This is a genomic window from Actinoplanes regularis, assembly GCF_900188005.1.
GTDB classification, from domain to species: domain Bacteria; phylum Actinomycetota; class Actinomycetes; order Mycobacteriales; family Micromonosporaceae; genus Actinoplanes; species Actinoplanes regularis.
Window position 1 is genome coordinate 27,518 of sequence record NZ_FZNR01000019.1, and the last position, 17,607, is coordinate 45,124.

At 72.5% G+C, this 17,607-nt stretch carries 18 protein-coding genes; 12 read left to right on the forward strand and 6 right to left on the reverse strand.

Features of this window, described 5'->3' with window-relative positions:
- Positions 1–8: 8 nt before the first annotated feature.
- Positions 9–443 (reverse strand): hypothetical protein, encoded by a 435-nt coding sequence (locus CHC09_RS45675; RefSeq protein WP_143232769.1) that lies wholly within the window; start codon positions 441–443, stop codon positions 9–11.
- 163 nt (positions 444–606) lie between these two features.
- Between CHC09_RS45675 and CHC09_RS34360 the strand changes: the two genes are divergently transcribed.
- Complete coding sequence (locus CHC09_RS34360; protein WP_089297432.1) at positions 607–1,062, forward strand: hypothetical protein; 456 nt, start codon at positions 607–609, stop codon at positions 1,060–1,062.
- 345 nt (positions 1,063–1,407) lie between these two features.
- Here the strand turns inward: CHC09_RS34360 and CHC09_RS34370 are convergent, their stop codons facing one another.
- Positions 1,408–1,980 carry a hypothetical protein gene (locus tag CHC09_RS34370; RefSeq protein ID WP_239138703.1) on the reverse strand — a complete coding sequence of 191 codons (573 nt, stop codon included), beginning with the start codon at positions 1,978–1,980 and terminating at the stop codon, positions 1,408–1,410.
- The gene (locus tag CHC09_RS34375; protein WP_239138702.1) at positions 1,980–4,283 is read right to left on the reverse strand and encodes a glycoside hydrolase domain-containing protein; all 2,304 of its coding nucleotides are present in this window, start codon (positions 4,281–4,283) and stop codon (positions 1,980–1,982) included. The genes CHC09_RS34370 and CHC09_RS34375 overlap by 1 nt, the downstream gene beginning before the upstream one ends.
- A gap of 107 nt (positions 4,284–4,390) precedes the next feature.
- Here CHC09_RS34375 and CHC09_RS34380 point away from each other — a divergent pair, with 107 nt between their 5' ends.
- Positions 4,391–5,944 (forward strand): S15 peptidase family protein, encoded by a 1,554-nt coding sequence (locus tag CHC09_RS34380; protein ID WP_089297434.1) that lies wholly within the window; start codon positions 4,391–4,393, stop codon positions 5,942–5,944.
- 15 nt (positions 5,945–5,959) lie between these two features.
- Here CHC09_RS34380 and CHC09_RS34385 read toward each other — a convergent pair whose 3' ends face one another.
- Positions 5,960–6,868: an AraC family transcriptional regulator gene (locus tag CHC09_RS34385; RefSeq protein ID WP_089297549.1), complete on the reverse strand. Its 909-nt coding sequence runs from the start codon at positions 6,866–6,868 to the stop codon at positions 5,960–5,962.
- Positions 6,869–6,971: 103 nt separating this feature from the next.
- Here CHC09_RS34385 and CHC09_RS34390 point away from each other — a divergent pair, with 103 nt between their 5' ends.
- The 6 genes from CHC09_RS34390 to CHC09_RS34415 all read left to right on the forward strand — a co-directional run bounded on the left by CHC09_RS34390 (position 6,972) and on the right by CHC09_RS34415 (position 12,774).
- Positions 6,972–7,397 (forward strand): organic hydroperoxide resistance protein, encoded by a 426-nt coding sequence (locus CHC09_RS34390; RefSeq protein WP_203833324.1) that lies wholly within the window; start codon positions 6,972–6,974, stop codon positions 7,395–7,397.
- A 120-nt stretch (positions 7,398–7,517) separates the two neighbouring features.
- The gene (locus CHC09_RS34395) at positions 7,518–8,270 is read left to right on the forward strand and encodes a hypothetical protein (protein ID WP_089297435.1); all 753 of its coding nucleotides are present in this window, start codon (positions 7,518–7,520) and stop codon (positions 8,268–8,270) included.
- A 12-nt stretch (positions 8,271–8,282) separates the two neighbouring features.
- Positions 8,283–9,401 carry a sensor histidine kinase gene (locus tag CHC09_RS34400; protein ID WP_089297436.1) on the forward strand — a complete coding sequence of 373 codons (1,119 nt, stop codon included), beginning with the start codon at positions 8,283–8,285 and terminating at the stop codon, positions 9,399–9,401.
- The gene (locus tag CHC09_RS34405) at positions 9,398–10,051 is read left to right on the forward strand and encodes a response regulator (protein ID WP_089297437.1); all 654 of its coding nucleotides are present in this window, start codon (positions 9,398–9,400) and stop codon (positions 10,049–10,051) included. Before CHC09_RS34400 ends, CHC09_RS34405 begins: the two co-directional genes overlap by 4 nt.
- Before the next feature lie 117 nt (positions 10,052–10,168).
- Positions 10,169–11,632 carry an aldehyde dehydrogenase family protein gene (locus CHC09_RS34410; protein ID WP_089297438.1) on the forward strand — a complete coding sequence of 488 codons (1,464 nt, stop codon included), beginning with the start codon at positions 10,169–10,171 and terminating at the stop codon, positions 11,630–11,632.
- Entirely contained in the window at positions 11,629–12,774 is a 1,146-nt protein-coding gene (locus CHC09_RS34415) for a CaiB/BaiF CoA transferase family protein (protein ID WP_089297439.1), read from the forward strand. Before CHC09_RS34410 ends, CHC09_RS34415 begins: the two co-directional genes overlap by 4 nt.
- Before the next feature lie 24 nt (positions 12,775–12,798).
- Here CHC09_RS34415 and CHC09_RS34420 read toward each other — a convergent pair whose 3' ends face one another.
- Positions 12,799–13,329, reverse strand: a complete 531-nt coding sequence (locus CHC09_RS34420; protein WP_179277409.1) for an NADAR family protein — start codon at positions 13,327–13,329, stop codon at positions 12,799–12,801.
- Positions 13,330–13,514: 185 nt separating this feature from the next.
- On the opposite strand from CHC09_RS34420, the gene CHC09_RS34425 reads away from it, so the two are divergent.
- Complete coding sequence (locus CHC09_RS34425) at positions 13,515–14,174, forward strand: hypothetical protein (RefSeq protein WP_089297441.1); 660 nt, start codon at positions 13,515–13,517, stop codon at positions 14,172–14,174.
- Here the strand turns inward: CHC09_RS34425 and CHC09_RS34430 are convergent.
- Positions 14,171–15,535, reverse strand: coding sequence for a serine/threonine-protein kinase (locus CHC09_RS34430; RefSeq protein WP_089297442.1), 1,365 nt, complete (start codon positions 15,533–15,535; stop codon positions 14,171–14,173). The genes CHC09_RS34425 and CHC09_RS34430 overlap by 4 nt on opposite strands.
- Positions 15,536–15,571: 36 nt before the next feature.
- On the opposite strand from CHC09_RS34430, the gene CHC09_RS34435 reads away from it, so the two are divergent.
- The 3 genes from CHC09_RS34435 to CHC09_RS34445 are packed head-to-tail and all read left to right on the forward strand — an operon-like array spanning position 15,572 to position 17,595.
- Positions 15,572–16,126 carry an RNA polymerase sigma factor gene (locus CHC09_RS34435; RefSeq protein ID WP_089297443.1) on the forward strand — a complete coding sequence of 185 codons (555 nt, stop codon included), beginning with the start codon at positions 15,572–15,574 and terminating at the stop codon, positions 16,124–16,126.
- Between the two features lie 33 nt (positions 16,127–16,159).
- A complete protein-coding gene (locus tag CHC09_RS34440) occupies positions 16,160–16,582 on the forward strand; it encodes a GNAT family N-acetyltransferase (protein WP_239138701.1) in 423 nt (140 codons plus the stop codon).
- 59 nt (positions 16,583–16,641) lie between these two features.
- Complete coding sequence (locus CHC09_RS34445) at positions 16,642–17,595, forward strand: ankyrin repeat domain-containing protein (protein ID WP_089297444.1); 954 nt, start codon at positions 16,642–16,644, stop codon at positions 17,593–17,595.
- Positions 17,596–17,607: the final 12 nt, after the last annotated feature.

The following is a 17,607-nucleotide window of genomic DNA, read 5'->3' on the forward strand; positions in this document are numbered from 1 at the left end:
AACGGCGGTCAGGTAATAGGTGCCTCGTGTTCAGTGCTGTCGGGGCCCGCGATAACCCGGATCTGTAGTGGCCGGAATCCCGCCGGGTCGGTTTCGCCGACCGTGAACCCGGAAGTTGTAAGCAACGCGGCGACAGCTGGGATCATGGCGGCGGTGATGGCGCCGAAGAGCTCTATCGCTGGATCATCGAGGCGATTCGCCTCGAGGGCCTTGATAGCGTCTTGGACAACCGTCGGCGACGCTTTCCAGGCGATGAAGACACCACCCTCCACGAACGGGTCCACATTAATGGCCGCACCTACGACTGGATCCCCGGACTCGGTTCCTCCGTTGTCAAGGCGCCAAACAGGTAATCCGGCAGCCATTAGCACGTCCCGCGCAGCATCCGCGAGTCGTCGCCTTTCCTCCACGATCTCCGGAGCTGCTACCTCTGGCCCGATCATAAGGTCCGACGATATATGAAACAGCTAGTGTCCAGCCGCTATACCGAGTGATGTACTCACCGATGGCCAGCAGGCACGGACGGCGGCAAAAGAGGACGCGAGGGGCCGCAGTCTCGGTCGAGCGTCTGCCAGTTAGCCTGTAATCCGTGGGCGGGCGGATGCAATGAGCCAGAAGATACTGCGATCAATCGGCTGCTGGAGCGACCCGTCGGCGCCGAATGACTTGCCCGATGTCCGCGACTTCGTCGGTGACGGCTTGTCGGCCGAGGAACGCGACGCGGTGGTCGCCTATCTGCACTCGGGGACGGTGTTCGTGGCTTCCGCTGGATTTTCGGTTTGCCGCGTATGCGGCATTCGCAACGGCAGTACTGAACTGACCGACGGCGAGCACTTCGTCTGGCCGGAAGGCTTGAGTCACTACGTGGAGTCACACGATGTCCGCCTGCCGGAGGAAGTCCTGGCGGTCGCTCGCCGAGGCCCCGCTCGGCCCATCGATCCGTTCACGTTCGAGCGGGCATTGTTCGAGACTCGGGCGGTGGCAATCGATGAGCGGTGGTGGCGAAGTTTGCCGGCGATCATGAGTCGGCGCGACATGCAGCCGACCGATAAGCGGCAGTAAGCGCACCCAAGCGCGCGATCGGCGGTAAATTAGGACGTCTCGGAACCTCCGTACCTCAACAGCTGCCGCAAGAGGGCGCGCGACTCGCAAGCGGTTCTTGTCCGATCAAGAGCAGCGGCGAGCCGATCAGGGCCGCCGCCCGAGCCCTCCAGCACGGGGTCGGCCACTTCCTTCCCGGTCTGGCCGACCTGCGCGCCGCGCCGCCGGACCTCGGCGACCTGCCGGTCACCATCATCTCGGCCGCCCGCGCCCTGAAGAACGGCCGCCTCGTCATCGCCGAGGGTTCGGGTCACAACGTCATGCTCGATCAACCGGCCCTGGTCGTGGCCGGGATCGAGCGCCTCGTCACCGGGTCGTGCCGCGGCGGATCGACTCCGCCCGCCGGATCCGGTCAGGGGTGAACGGCAGGGCGGTACCCGCCCCCACCCGGCGGCCCGGCGTCTCGGCGTCGGTGTCCAGGCGCTTCGCGAGCGCCCGCAGCGTACGGTCGGCCGGCCGCACCGCGATCTCGAAGCGGCCCTCCCGGGGCGTCCGCGGCGAGTCGCCGCCCCAGCTCAGCAGCCCGTCACACTGCGCGACGATGTCCCGTATCACGATCAGCTGGTGGGGCAGGAAGCCGTCCCGGGCGCCGGGCGGGTACCAGCCCGGGCGGATGTCCAGGATGGTGCCCGTCGGGTCGGTGGTGAGATCGCCGGGGTGCAGCGCGTCGATCTCGTAGTGGAAGCGGCGGGCCGCGTAGAGCAGGACCGTTGCCGCAGGACCGGGGAGCAGGGCCACCGAGATGTCGGTGCCCTGCACCGGGTACGTCCGCAGGGCGGGGCCGGGACCGGCCGGCGCCGCCTGGGCCGGGTCCGGAAGGCCGGCCGTGGTCAGCAGGGCTCCCGCTCCCGCCGACGTCAGCAGGGTACGTCGCCGCATCAGGACACCTCTCGTCGCTTCAGCTGGAGCTGTTCGGTCTCGGCCAGCGTGGCCAGCCGGTCGGCGAAGCCACGGCAGAACTGGCGCAACTGCTCGTCCACGCTCGTCGGCGGATCGGCCAGGCCGCGTAGCAGCAGGGCTCTGGCCGCCGTCAGGATGTTGTCGCCGGTGCCGACGAGGATGCTCTGCGCCGCGGTCGCCGCGGCGTTCGGGTCGCTGCCGAACCGGCCGCGGTAGAAGCGGAGGTAGCGGGTGCCGCGGTCGGTCGCGCGCAGGTGACCGCCGAGAGTGCCGCCCGCGGCCAGCGCCGTGGCGGCGTGGTAGGCGTCCACGTCCGCGACCAGCCCGGCGAGATCCAGGGCGGCCGGGATCTCGCTCGTCGCCAGCTTCGCCGCGCAGTAGTCGCGGGCCGGCGTGGCCGGCTCGGTGAAGCGCCAGCCGCCGTAGAACGCGATCAGGTCGCCGCCCCACCCTGCGAAGTCCCCACGGCCCGGCACGGCCTGCGCCGGAGCGCGCAGCAGGGCCAGTGTGGCCGAGCCGAACCGGCTCACGTCCACGTCCACTCCGGCGACGGGGTCGCGGTAGGTGCGGACCCGGGCCAGCCCGGTGGCGTCCACATGGGCGATGAAGCCCGCGTCCGTGCCACCGGCGAGCCGCCGGTTCTGCCAGTTGTCGTAGCGGCCCGCGCGCAGGTACTCCAGCACCCGCTCCGCCGGAGCGCCCCGGTCGTAGGCCACCGCGAGGTCGTGCAGCCGGTCGAGCCAGTCGAGATAGTCGGCGAGCGGCGTCGCGGCGGAGCCGAAGGCGGGCTCGCCCGCGTCGGTGCCGGTCCGCTGCACGCACTTGTCGATCTCCAGGCCGGCGCTGCCGCCGCCGATCCGGATGGTGGAGATCTGGTCGTACGCCCAGTTGCCGGGCAGCGGGTAGGCCACGTTGCCGGTCCAGCCCGAGGTGATGCCGCTGACGAAGCTCCAGCGCGGGAACGCCTCGGCGGCCAGCCGGCTGCAGACGTTGCGGGCCCCGTAGACGCCGTGGGCGTAGCGGCCGCCGCGCTGGCGCAGCCCCGCCTCGACGCCGAGGAAGTGCGGGATCACGCGCTGGGTCACGTCGGTGTCGGTGGCGTCGTAGTCGACGGCGAAGTAGATGACCGCGCCCGCGTCGATGCCGTGCCCGAGCGCCACGTCATGGGCGGTGAGGGCGTCCGTGTAGCCCTGGTTCCAGCTGAAGTAGCTCGCCGAGTCCGCGAACGTCTGGTAGATGGGGAACAGGCTCAGGCCGTTGGCGGCCATCGTGGCGAGCTCGCCGGGCTTGATCTTCTTGTCCAGGCTGGTGCCCTCGACGTTGGTCAGGTACCGGCCGATGGTCCGGTAGCCGGCCGCCCGCAGCGTCTGGGCGCGGGCCGCGGTGACCTCGTCGATGGTGTCGGCGGCCGTGCCCGGACGGGCCTGGTCGCCGGTGCTGATCAGCAACGACGCCCAGGTCGGGAAGTCGCCCTCGCCGTTCTCGGTGAGGTGGCAGAAGGTCTGCAGCGCGCGGGCGTCGGCGGCCAGCGCCTCGTCGAAGTCGCCGGTGAAGCGCTGGGCGGCCGGGTAGTGCGTGAGCACCGCCGAGAACAGCCGCACCCAGGGGCCGGAGGAGCCGGCCTTGATCAGGCCCTTGGCTTTGACGCCGGCCTGGGTCAGCGGGCCGAAGTTGCCGTTCGCCTGCGCGTCGGTCAGGCCGCCCTCGTACTGCACCGCGAAGATGAGGGTGGTGAGCAGGTTGCGGGAGCGCCGGCCGTCGCAGGGCAGCACGAAGAACGCCGACCGGTTCAGGTAGCGGCTGTTCAGCCACTGCTGTGCGGCGCGCAACTGCGGGGATCCGTCGGCGGCCAGCGTGTAGGCGTCCACACTGAGCAGCGCCTTGCAGACCTTCGGGGCGACGGTGCCGTCGATCCGGTCGGCGAGGCCGGCGTCGGTCATCAGGGCCGCCACCGCCCCGGCCGTCGCCGTGCCGAAGACGCCGTTGAGGGCGCCGGGATCGTAGCCCTTGCAGGTGGCGCCGCCCTGGACGATCTTGATCAGGTTCGCGTTCGTCTCGCTCGGACCGATCGGCCCGTGCGCGGTCAGCTTCGCCAGGGTGGTCGAGCCGAAGTTGTCGGCGAGCGCGGTGATCCCCAGCTCGTGCTGCAGCGCCCGGGTCAGCGCGAACATGGTCTGCTGGCCCGGACTGCCGTCCTCGGCGATCGGGACGTAGTCCGAGACCTCGGCATAGGTGGTGTTGACCCAGTGCTGGACCGCCTCTACGGCAGTATTTATCGGCATCTCGCCCCCAACGACCGCAGATTTACGAAGATCATTGCACGGATGGACCACACGGCACTGGCGCCCCCTGTTACTCTCCGGTAACTTGAGGGAAACGAGGTTTGTCTATGCGTCGTCTCGTGGTCGTACTGTCGCTGTTCCTGATGTCCCTCGTGGTGGTCGCGGCACCCGCCTCGGCGGCCACCACCGGTTTCCACTGGAACGACATCACCGCCACCGACGGGGTGAAGCTCAAGTCCAACGTGATCGAACCGGGCGCTCCCGGCCTGCACCCCGGCGTCGTGCTCGTGGCGAGCTGGGCCCTCAACGACCTCCAGTACCTGGCGCAGGAGAAGCGGCTCGCCGAGGCGGGCTACGTCGTCCTGTCGTACACGACCCGCGGGTTCTGGCTCTCCGGCGGCACGATCGACGTGGCCGGTCCCAAGGACGTCGCGGACGCGTCGAGCGCGGTCGACTGGCTGATCGCGAACACCGGGGTGGACCCGGGCCGGATCGGCATCGTCGGGCTCTCCTACGGCGGCGGGATCAGCCTGCTCGCCGCCGCGCACGACGCACGCATCCGCGCGGTGGGCTCGCTCAGCGGCTGGAGCGATCTGGAGGCCTCGCTGCGCGGTGGCGAGACCCGCCGGTCGCAGGCGGCGTGGTTCCTGCAGACCGCGGGGCGGCTCGCCGGGCGCCCGTCGCCGGAGATGAACCGGGTGCTCGACGACTACTGGGCCGACCGCAACGCCGAGGGCCTCCAGCAGTGGGCGCGGCAGCGGTCCGTCCGGTATTCGATCGACGCGATCAACCGCAACCATCCCGCGGTCCTCATCACGCAGAGCTTCGGGGACAGCATCTTCCCGGCGAACCAGATGCTCGACTTCTACACCGCGCTGAACACGCCCAAGCGCATCGAACTGGCACCCGGTGACCACGCCACCGTGGAGCTCTCCGGCCTCGCGGGCCTGCCGAACCACGCGTGGACCAGTGTGCGGCGCTGGCTCGACCAGTACCTGGCTGGCGTCGACACCGGCGTCGGCGAGGAGCCCGGTGTCGTGCTGCGCCCGCACAACTCCTCGGCCGTCGAGCACTACCGCGACTGGGCGCACGTCGCCGGGCACAGCGATCGTCTGCTGCTCGGCGCGCCGCGTGGCGTGATCGCCACCGGCGGACTGAGCCCGGTGTCGACGGTGACCACGTGGAGCAGGCGGATCCGGGCCGGTCATCCCACCGTCGCCGAGGGCGGGGTGGCCCTGCTGACCAATGGGCTCGAGGGGCTGACCGGGATCCCGCCGATCGTGTCGCTGCCGCTGGTGTCGCGCCGTGACGCCGGGGTGTGGGTGTCCGACACCGCGCCGGCCGGTGGCTGGAAGGTTCGCGGAGTGCCGTACCTGCACGCGCCGGTGACCTCGTCACGCCCGGCCGGCACCGTGATCGCCTACCTGTACGACGTGAACGCCGTCGGGATCGGCAAGCTGTTCTCGCACGCGCCGGTCACCTGGAGCGGCTCCTCCACCACCGTGGAGCTGCCGCTGCAGGTCACCGCGTACGACCTGCCGTCCGGCCACCGGCTCGCGCTGGTCATCGACACCAAGGACACGCTCTACCTCGACGCCAACGTCAGGAACTCGGCCATCACCTTCGGCAGCGGATCGTGGCTGGACGTGCCGATCGCCTGACGGGAAGCTCACGGATCATCGCGCCCGGCGGAACTGGCCGGGCGCGAGGCCGTACTCCCGCTTGAACGCCTTGGCGAAGGCGAACGCCGAGGTGTAGCCGACGCGTTGCGCGACGGCCTGGAGCGGTCTGTCGGTGTCCCGCAGCATCCGGGCCGCCAGGGTCATCCGCCACCAGGTCAGATAGCCCAGCGGAGGCCGGCCGGCCAGCGCGGTGAACCGGCGGGCGAACGCAGCCCGCGACAGTCCCGCGATCGCGCCCAGCGCCTCGACCGTCCACTGCCGAGCCGGCTCCTCGTGGATGCCGCGCAGCGCGGCCGTGATCGCCGGATCGTTCAGCGTCGCGGCCCAGCCGGTGGTCGGGCCCGCCGAGGACCGCTCGGCGAGCCAGCCCCGCACGATGTAGAGCAGCATCACGTCCAGCAGCGCCGCGACGACCGCCTCGGTGCCGTGATCAGGATCGGTCACCTCGTCGCCGAGCAGGTTGACCGCCGCGTGCAGCGGCGAGCGGTGACCGAGGCGGGCCGGCAGATGGACGAGCTCGGGAAGCTCCGCGAACAGCGGGTGCGGCCGGGTCCGGTCGAGCGTGTACGCGCCGCACAGCAGGACCGTCAGGGCGCCCGGTCCGTCGTCACGCACCGGCCTGACCTGCGAGAGAGCGCCGGAGGGTACGGCGTCGAGCGGCGTCGACAGACTGTCGGCCAGCGCGTGCCCGCACCCGTGCGGCAGGCACACCACGTCACCCACGCCCAGCGGGACGGGCGGGCCGCCGGCCGGGATCAGCCAGCACGACCCTTCGAGCACCACGTGGAAGCCGGCCCCGGAGAACGGCTCGGCCCGCACGCCCCACGGCGCCCGCTTGCGGATCTCGGCGGAGTGCGGCCGCCCCGTGCGCATGGCGCCGATCGCGTCGCTGAGAACGTCCACGGGTCCGATCGTATCGACCGTCCCCACTCAGCGAGACGATCGGACATCGACGGGAGACGGCGAGCCATGGGCCGCGGCCACCGATCTTCCTAGCGTGAGAGTCATGAAAACGGTGAAGGACCTGAACAGCCAGTACACCGCGGTCGCGACCGCCACCGGCCGCGACGGCCGCGCCTTCAGCTCGGACGGCCTGCTGGACGTCAAGCTCGCACTGCAGCGGGAACTGGGCGGCCCCGGCGGCGGCACCAACCCGGAGCAGCTCTTCGCGGCCGGCTGGGCCGCCTGCTTCGCCACCTCGATGCAGCTGGTGGCGCGGCAGCGGAAGATCGACGTCGAGGGCCTGTCGGTCACCGCCGAGGTCGGTCTCGTCCCCAAGGAACAGGGCGGCTTCACGCTCGCGGCCGTCCTGCGCACGACGCTGCCGGCGAGCGTGCCGGCGGAGGTCGGCCGGGAGCTCATCGAAGCCACCCACCAGGTCTGCCCCTACTCCGGCGCCACCCGCGGGAACATCCCGGTCGAGCTGCTCTGACCGGCGCCGGGCCCGGCACGTACGCAGATTTGCGTACGTGCCGGGCCGCCGTGCGACGGACGACCGGCCGGCCGTCGCTCCGGACGATGGTGCGGTACGGATCGTCGTCGGAGGGGCGCAATGGCATTGGTACGGGGACCGCGGGTGCCGGGCGGCCGGATCGAGCGGATCTGCTGGATCGCGGGTCTGGTGCTGATCGCGGCCGGGGTGTTCCACCTCGCGGTGTTCGCCGTCGCCGGTGGGCCCTGGCACGGGCCGGTGTCGTGGCGTAAACCGATCACTTTCGGGCTGTCCTTCGGCCTCACCCTGATGACCGTCGCCTGGCTATCGGCGTACCTGCCGTTGCCCGCCCGCCGGCGCGGACTCCTGCTCGCCGTCTTCGCGGTGGACTGCTGCGTCGAGGTCGCCGGGATCACCCTGCAGGCGTGGCGGGGGGTGCCCTCGCACATCAACCGGGAGACCGCGTTCGACTCGGCGGTCTCCACGGTGCTCGCGATCGGCGGCGGGGTGCTCGTGGTGGTGCTGGGGCTGATGAGCCTGGCGGCGTTCCGGGCCCGGGTCGCACCGAGCATGCGGGTGGCGTTGCGGGCGGGATTCGCGTCGCTGCTGATCGGGCTGGTCTCCGGGGCGGCGATGATCGCCCGAGGGGTGGTCGAGGTCAACGGTGGGGATCAGCAGCGGGCGTACGAGGTCGTCGGGTTCCTCAAACCCGTACACGCGATGGGCCTGCACGGCGTCCTGGTGCTCCCGGCACTGGCCTGGCTCCTGTCGTTCACCCGCTGGGACGAGGCCAGACGGACCCGTGCCGTCGTCGTGGCGGTGGCCGGCTACGGCGCCGCCACCATCGCGGCCCTCGCGTACTCGCTGGCCTGAGAGGATGCTCGGGTGAGCTGGGCGAGGTTCGGGCAGCCGGCGCGGGCGGACCTGGCGCTGGCCACGCTGCTCGCGGTGGCCGCCGCGGTGGGCAGCGGGGTCGCCGCCCGGCTGGGCCACGCCGCCGTGCCGCTCGACCGCACCGGTTACACCCTGGTGATCGTGGCCGCCCTGGCCCTCGCGGTGCGCCGCCGGTGGCCGCTGGTCACGCTCGCGGTGACGGGGCTGTGCGCCGCCGGTTACCTCGCCGTGGGCTACGCGTACGGCCCGATCCTGCTGCTCGTCATGTTCGCCGTGTACAGCGCGGTCCGGCACGCCCCGACCCGGGCCGCGCTCTGGTGCGCGGGCGCGGTGCTGTCGCTGCTGCTGATCCACCTGTTCACCTCGGACGGCCGGCCCGGCTGGCCGGGTGTGGTCCCGGTCGTCGCGTGGGTGGTCGTACCGGCCAGCGTCGGATACGGGCTGCGGCTGCGACAGGCCGCGGCCCAGCAGGCGCGGGTCGAGACGATCCGGCAACGCGTGGACGACGAGCGGCTGCGCATCGCGCAGGAGGTCCACGACATCGTCGGGCACGGTCTGGCCGCCATCAAGATGCAGGCCGACATCGCGCTGCACGTCCTGGACCGCAATCCCGGGCACGCCCGCCCGGCGCTGGAGGCGATCAGCCGCAGCAGCCGGCAGGCCCTCGACGAGCTGCGGTCGACGCTGGCCGCCACCCGTCGCGTCGACGGCGACGAGCACAACCCGCCGACCGGTCTCGGCGGGCTCGACCAGCTGCTGCGGCGGATGGCCGACGCGGGGGTGCGGGTCGACCTGCGTACCCACGGCGAGCCGGGCACGCTGTTGCCGGCGGCCGTCGACCTCGCCGCGTACCGCGTCGCCCAGGAATCGCTGACCAACGTGCTGCGGCACGGCGGAGGCGGGCAGGCCGACCTCACCATCCGGTACGAGCCCGACGGCATCGCCATCACCGTGAGCAATCCGCTGACCGGCACCCCGGCCGCCGGTACCGGGTCCGGGATCGCCGGCATGCGCGCCCGCGTCGAGGCGCTCGGCGGTCAGGTCACCGCCGGTCCGCGGGACGAGCGCTTCGAGGTCCACGTCCGGCTGCCGCTCGGGGATCCGGCATGATCCGGGTGCTCGTCGCGGACGATCAGGAGCTGGTCCGGTTCGGGCTGCGCACGCTCATCGACAACGAGGACGGCCTGACCTGTGTCGGCGAGGCCGCGGACGGGCTGAGCGCGGTGGCCGAGGCCGTCCGGACCCGGCCGGACATCGTCCTGATGGACATCCGGATGCCCGGCGTCGACGGCCTGGAGGCGACCCGCCGGATCACCGCGGACCCCGGACTGGCCGCGACCCGGATCATCGTGCTGACCACTTTCGAGCACGACCAGTACGTCTTCGACGCGCTGCGGTCCGGGGCCAGCGGCTTCCTGCTCAAGGACACCACCCCGGCCGACCTGCTCCGCGCGATCGCCACCGTCGCGGACGGTGGCGCGCTGATGTCGCCGTCGGTCACCCGGACCCTGGTTCGCGAGTTCGTGACGCTCACCCCGCGCACCCTGTCGCCGCATCCGCTGCTGCCCACGCTGACCGCCCGGGAACGCGAGATCATGGTGCTCGCCGCCGAGGGCCTGGCCAACGACGAGATCGCCGGACGGCTGGCGATCAGTACGGCCACCGCCCGCACCCACATCAGCCGCGCCATGGTCAAGCTCGGCGCCCGCGACCGGGCCCAGCTGGTGGTCTTCGCCTACCAGTCCGGCCTGCTCAGCTGAGCGACGCTGCTCAGCGACGGGACAGCAGGGCCGGTCGCTGCCATCACCGGTCATCAGCTTCGATCTGCTCGACGACGCTTCGACCGTACTGGAGGAAGCCGTCAGTAAGGTCGTGGAATGACCACCGCACGCTCCTTCGACCCACGGACCGGAAGGTCCGTGCCGGCCCTCGCGGACTCCACCCACGCCGAGGTCGCCGCCGCGGTCGCCGCGGCCGCGGCGGCTTTCGCGGAAACGCCACCCGGCGTACGGGCCGGGTGGCTGGAGGCGATCGCCGACGCGCTCGACGCCGGCCGGGACGCCGTGGCCGAGCTCGCCGACCAGGAGACCGCCCTCGGCCTTCCCCGGCTGTCCGGTGAGGCCCAGCGGGCCGCCGCGGCGCTGCGCTTCTACGCCTCGGTGACCCGCGAGGGCTCCTGGCTGGACGCCGTGATCGAAACCGGTGGCGACCTGCCCGACCTGCGCCGGGCCCGGGTCCCGCTCGGCCCGGTCGCGGTCTTCGGCGCGAGCAACTTCCCGTTCGGCTTCGGCGTGCTCGGCCACGACACCGCGACCGCCCTCGCCGCCGGCTGCACCGTCGTGGTCAAGGCGCACCCGGCGCACCCGCGGCTGTCGGCGGCGCTTTTCACGCTGGCCCGCGACGCGCTGAGCGCGGCGGGCGCGCCGGACGGTTCCCTGACCCTCATCTCCGGGTACGAGGCCGGGAGCCGGCTGGTGAGCCATCCGGACATCACGGCGGTCGCGTTCACCGGCTCGCTGCGCGGCGGACTCGCCCTGTGGCGCCAGGCCGCCGAGCGTGACCGGGCGATCCCGGTCTACGCGGAGATGGGCACGGTCAACGCCGCCGTGGTGACCGGAGCCGGTGCGGCCACCCGGGCTCCCGCGATCGCGGCCGGGTTCGTCGCGTCGTTCACCCAGGGCATGGGCCAGTTCTGCACCAAACCCGGGCTGCTGCTCGTGCCCGCCGGAACCGGCCTGCCCGCCCTGGTCGCGCGGGCCCTCACCGAGGCCGCGCCAGAGGGCTGGATGCTCACCGAGCAGATCGCCGACGCGTACGCCACCGGGGTCGGTTCCTTCCTGGCGGCCGGAGCGAAGGTGCTGGCCCGCGCCACGCCGGCCGGCGGTGGCTGGGCCGCCGAGCCGTGCGTGCTCGGTGTGGACCTCGCCGCCGTGACCGGCCTGCTCGAGGAGTGCTTCGGGCCGGTCGCGCTGGTCGCCGAGTATTCCGGCGACGCCGAACTGCGTGCGGTCCTGGACGCCCTGCCCGGCAGCCTCGCCGCGGCGGTGCACGGCGGCGGCCCCGGCGATCCGGCGGTGCCCGGCCTGGTCGCCGCGCTGTCGCGGACCAGCGGCCGGGTCGTGGTCGACGGCTGGCCCACCGGCGTGACCATCGGCTGGGCCCAGCACCACGGCGGCCCGTGGCCGGCCACCACCGCGCCGGCGCACACCTCCGTCGGCGCCGCCGCCCTGCAGCGGTTCCTGCGGCCGGTGACCTATCAGGACGTACCCGATCCGGCCCTGCCTCAGGCGCTGCGGGACGCGAACCCCTGGGGTGTACCGCGCCGCGAGGTGCGCCGGTGACGCCGCTGTCCGGCCTGGTCGTCGCGGATTTCAGCCGGGTGCTCGCCGGCCCGCTCGCCACCATGACCCTCGCCGACCTCGGCGCCGTCGTGATCAAGGTCGAACGCCCGGGATCGGGCGACGACACCCGGTCCTGGGGGCCGCCGTGGGGCGACGGGTCGTCGTCGTACTTCGAGGGCCTCAACCGCAGCAAGTACAGCATCGCCCTGGACCTGTCCCGGCCCGGCGACCGGGAGACCGCCCTCGAACTGGCCGCGCGGGCCGACGTCGTGGTGCAGAACCTGCGACTCGACCGGTTCGAACTGGACTACGCGTCGGTCGCGGCCGCCAACCCCGGCGTCGTGTACTGCTCGATCACCGGGTTCGGGCCCGACGCCGGCCTTCCCGGGTACGACTTCGTGGTCCAGGCCGTCGGCGGGCTGATGAGTGTCACCGGCGAGACGGACGGCGAACCGCTCAAGGTCGGCGTCGCACTCGTCGACGTGCTCACCGCCAAGGACGCCACCATCGGCATCCTGGCCGCCCTGAACCGCCGCCACGAGACCGGGCTGGGCGACCACGTCCAGGTCGACCTGCTCTCCAGCCTGCTCGGCGGGCTGGTCAACCAGGCCTCCGGCTACCTCGCCACCGGAGTCGCGCCGGGACGTCTGGGCAACCGGCACCCGTCGATCGCCCCGTACGAGACGCTGCGCTGCTCCGACGTACCCATCGCCGTGGCCTGCGGCAACGATCGCCAGTTCGCCCGGCTCTGCCGGATCCTGGACCGGCCGGCCCTCGCCTCGGACGCCCGCTTCATCGACAACCCGTCCCGGGTCGCCCACCGGCCGGAGCTGGTCGCGGCGCTCGAGGACGCCCTCGCCGCCGCGACCGCAGCCGTTTGGGAGGAGCGGCTGACCGCGGCCGGCATCGCCGCCGGCGTGGTCCGCGACATCGGCCAGGCCCTCGACCGCGCGTCGGCGCTCGGCCTCGACCCGCTGCTGGAGACCGGCTCCGGCACCCAGATCCGCCACCCCGTCCGGTACGCCGTCGCCCGGCCCGAACCCGCGAGCCGCCCACCACACCTGGGCGAGCACGACGACCTGGTCCGATCCTGGCTGGCGGGCCGGGCCGACCTCGCACACCCCGGAAAGCGGCCCGCATGAACCCCGCCGACCCCGCCCGTCGGGTTATGGGCGCAGCGCGTCGCGAATCGTCTCCAGGTCGTGGATGCGTGTGGGTGGTTGACCACGGCCGACGCCGTGCCACAACTGCGCGGGGGCGGTTGCCGACAGCACCGCGCGTAGCGGCTCGTGGCGGCTGAACTTGGCGCGCATCGCGTCGCGCATCACCAGGTTCCTGCACTCGTCCCACCGGCGCAGCTGGGCGTCGTCCAGCAGCACGAGTTTTCGGTGCCTGCGCGCGGTCGCGCCGTCGCCGCGCGCCAGTTCCGTGTCGCTCTCCAAGGCGAACCGCTCGGCCAGGACCGGGTCCACCAGGGCGATCTTCGCCGCCTGGAACGCGTGCTCGACCGTGCGGTAGGTGCGCTCGCCCAGCGTGAACTCGGCGGGCCAGAAGTTCGACAGCATCCGTCGCCAGTGCGGCACGCCGGCCAGCGCGGCGTAACGGGCCGGGTCGGTGATCCGCTCATGGACGCCCTGCCCGGGTGGCGGATCGGCCGACCCGGAGAAGTAGTACAAGCGGTCCTCAGTCGTCGTCACGGCCGGCACACTATGGCCCGGGTACGACACAAATCCGCGGCCGAGCGCCCGCGGGCACGTCCGGCTCTGCGGGCGCGTGTCGGATTCCTCACAGAAATCGTGGTCGATTCGCTGGAATGGCGGGTTCAAGATCGGCATCGAACAGGGGGACAGAGACAGTCCAACTGTGCTGAGAGGAACCTCCCATGCGTACCTTGCCCCTGGTAGCCATCGCACTCACGGTGACGGCGCTGACCGGCTGCACCGAGGCCGGACCGAAGAGCGTCACGGGTGACGCCGGACCAGCCGGCAGCCCGCCCCCGGTGGTGACCGCCATCCCGTCGTCGCCGTCGTCGTCGCCCAGCGCGACCGCGTCCACCACCGGTAAACCCACCGCCACGAGCACCGCGTCGCCCGCGGACGGGATCCGCGGGACCGACTGGGACAACGCCACGCTCACCAACCTCGGGACCTACGGTGAGATGCGCTTCAAGAACGGCAAGGCGACGAAGGGCGCGAACACGTGCACGATGCTTCCCGGCGGCGCGAAGCCGTTCTACGCCGACTACATCACCGAGGAGCCGGCGAACGCGCCCTCCGTCGAGGACGCGCTCGTGCTCGTCGAGTGCGGCTCCGACGCGTACGAGCAGATGCTCATGCCCGCCCACCTCACCTCCGAGCGGAACGTCTGGTGGGCCGCCGGCGGCGTGATCAAGGCGGACCCGCCGCCGGGCCCGGGCAAGCGGATGACGTTCGTCTCGTACCGGGTCGAGAACGAAACGATCGTGACGACCGTCCGTAAGCCGGACGGCAGCACGCAGGTGCGCCGCTACCGGTACGACAACATCCGGTGGGAGCGGTTCTAACCCGTACGCACGCCCCGCAGGATCGCCTCGGTGTGGTCGGTGTCGTCGACCTGCCGGATCTGCACGTACAGCCCGTAATCGCCGGTCGGCGGCGTGATCAGAGCCTCGGTGAAGGAGACGCTCGTGCCGCCGCACCCGGTCCAGCGCCGCACGACGGCCGTGCGGGCGCCCAGGTGCGGGCGCGGATCGGGCTGGCGGGTGCACGTCGAGTGGTCGGGCAGCGCCGGGGTGGCGCCGCGCAGCGCCGGGCTCACGCCGGCGAAGACGCCGGGCACCGGGCTCGCCGGGTCGTCCCAGGCGGTCAGATCGGTGCCGACGACCAGGCCGTGCGCGCGGCCGTCCGCCAGGCGCAGCGTCCGCGGGTTCCAGCCGGTGCCGCGGACCTGCTTGGCCCAGGCGGCCGGCACCCACACCGAGACCTCGCCGGAGGCGTCGGTCACCCGGGTCCAGGTGGGTACGGCGTCGAACGCGCTCCCCGCCCCCAGCAGCACCGCGCTCAGGGCGGCGGTGACCGCCAGCCGGCGCGCGACGGCGGGCCGCCGCCGCGGTGCCGGTGCGGTGAGCGCCGCCTCCAACGCGTCGGCGAACGCCGCCGCGGACGGCCATCGGCGCGCCGGCGCGGACGCGAGGGCCCGCATCACCACGTTGTCGACCGCGGCCGGAACACCGGGCCGCAGCCTCGACGGGCGTACCACCGGCTGCGCGGCGGCCGCGGGCACGGCCTGGATGGAGGCGGGCAGCGTGGGGGTCCGCCCGGTGAGCATGTGGTAGGTGAGCGCGCCCAGCGCGTACACATCGGTGCGCTCGTCGAGGCCGCCGCCGAGCAGCGCCTGCTCCGGCGCCATATAGCCGGGCGACCCGGCCACGACGGTGAAGCCGGACCCGTGCGCGAGCGCCTTCGCCAGTCCCAGGTCGCCGACGAGCACCCGGTTCTCGTGGAAGAACACGTTGGACGGCTTCAGGTCGCGGTGCACGATGCCGAGCCCGTGCAGGACGGCGACACCGTGGGCGGCCTCCACCGCGACGCGTAACGCCTCGCGCACCGGCAGCGGACCGTCCTCGAGGCGTTCCGCGAGCGTGCCGCCCGACGCGTACGTCATGACCAGATAGGGCCGCCCGTCCGGCAGCTCACCCACGTCGAGCACCCGGACCAGCCGGTCCGACTCGGCGCGGCGCATGATCCGGGCCTCCTCGGTGAACCGGGCCCGCACGTCGAGCTGGTGCGTCCAGTTGTCGGCCAGCACCTTCACCGCGACCGGGCTGCGCAGCTCCTCGTCGTCGGCGAACCACACAGTGGCGAACGCGCCGGAACCGAGGCGCCGCCCGACGCGATATCTACCGATCAGTTCAGGCACCGACACGGCCGTACTATAGGGCGCTCACGGGGGAGGGGCGCCATGGCGTTCAATGAAGAGATCGAGGCCCTGGCCACGGCGGCGGCCGGCGGTGACCGGGCCGCGCTCGACGCGCTGCTGATCCGGATCGGACCGGACACGTTGCTGCGCTGCGGCCGGATCCTGCCGTGCCGGCAGGACGCCGAGGAAGCCTGCCAGGACGCGCTGCTGCGGGTCGCGCAGAACATCACCCGGTTCAACGGCGATTCCACCTTCGCCACCTGGCTGTACGTCGTCGTCGCGAACTGCGCGCGCCAGACCTACCGCTCGCTGAAGCGCCGGGCCGCGGAACGCACCGGCGCCGAGTTGCCCGTCGATCTGCCGGATCCGCGCACCACCAGCGTGATCGCCGGCTCGCGGCTGATGCTGCTCGACGCGCTGGAGCGCCTGGAGACCGAGCGTCCCGGCCTGGCGACGGCGCTGGTGCTGCGCGATCTGAGCGAACTGGACTACGAGGAGATCGCGGCCCAGCTCGCCATCACCGTCGGCGCGGCCCGCTCCCAGGTGCACCGCGCCCGCCAGCACCTGCGTGAGTCACTCGACGGAGCCTTGGCGTAGAGGCGAGCCGCGTACCTGCCTAGACTCTGCCGGGTGATCGTGCGGAAGGCCGGCGTGACGGATGTGGCGGCCCTCGCGGACCTGCAGGACATCGAACCGGACAGGCTCGCGGCGTTCGCCGACTGGGTCGCCGCCCATGCGGAGACGCACCTGCCGTTCGTCGCCGAGGTCGATGGGCGGGTGGTCGGCGCCGCCTGGCTGCTCGTCGCGGAGCGGGTGCCCCGCAACGACTCGCTGGACCGGCGCTACGGCGACGTCCAGTCGGTCATGGTCCGTGAGCAGTACCGCGGCCAGGGTCTCGGCACCGCGCTGATGGCCGCGATCCTGACCGAGGCCCGCGCCCGGAACCTGGCGCACGTGACCGTCCACTCCGGCCGTCGCGCGGTCGACTTCTATCTGCGCAACGGCTTCGGTCACCACCGCCGGCTCCTGCTCTGGGAGCCGGCCGCCCCCTGAGCCGCCACCGTCTCGCCTACCCTGGTGCGCGGTCAGCCAGGGGCATCGGGGAGGCACGGATGACGGACGTCGACTGGTCGCGGATGGGGTACAGGTCGTGGTCGGACCTCGCCGCGGTACAGGCCCGGCTCGCGGCCGGCGCCGACCCGAACACTCTCGTGCGCGGGCACGGGCGACCGCTGCACCACGCGGCGCGGGAGGGCTCGGCCGAGGTGGTGGCGGAGCTGGCCCGGCTCGTCGACGACGTGGACGCCGTCGACGACGGACGCACCGCGCTCTGGCTCGCCGTGCACGCCGGCAAGCCCGCCAACGCCCGGGCGCTCGTGGCCGCCGGCGCGGACCCCGACCGGCCGATGATGGCCGGCTGGTCACCGGCGCGGTTGAGCCTGGCCGGGGCGACGCCCGACCTGTTCGGGACGAGCGCGACGCTGACGGCGACGGAGACCGCCGCCGTCGCTGAGGCGCGCGGGCTCATCGGCGCGCTCGCCGAGATCGATGGTGACGGCATGAGCCTGTGCTGCGTGGGCGGCATCGACGCCGCGGAGGCGGTACGGCGCCTGGGCGCCACGGTGGTCCAGGACGAGATCGTCGTCGAGGACATGTGGGACGCCACCGGCGACGAGTCGATCCGGACGCTCGGCGTCACCGATGTGCCCGGCGGCTGCGTCGTCAGCCAGCCGTGGGCGTACGGCGCGTCGATGCCGCTGGTCGCGCTGCTGCTGTCGGCCGGCACAACCTGCTACGGCATGTACGCCAACCCCAAGAGCGGCAATCAGGGCGCGTCGGTGCACGACGGTGTCGTCACCGGCTGGGACCTGCATCCGGGCGGCGGATGGCCGGCGGCCGACGCCTCCGCCGCCGAGGTCCTGCGCGCTTTCCTCTACCAGCACCACGCCGTCGAGTACTGCTGCGCCTACGCCGGAGTGCGCCCCGCCGACGCTCGTCCGTTCACCGAGCCCGATCGGTGGGTGCGGCTGCCCACCCGCGACTGGTGGGCGGTCTCGGTGAGTTGATCGGCGTGCGAG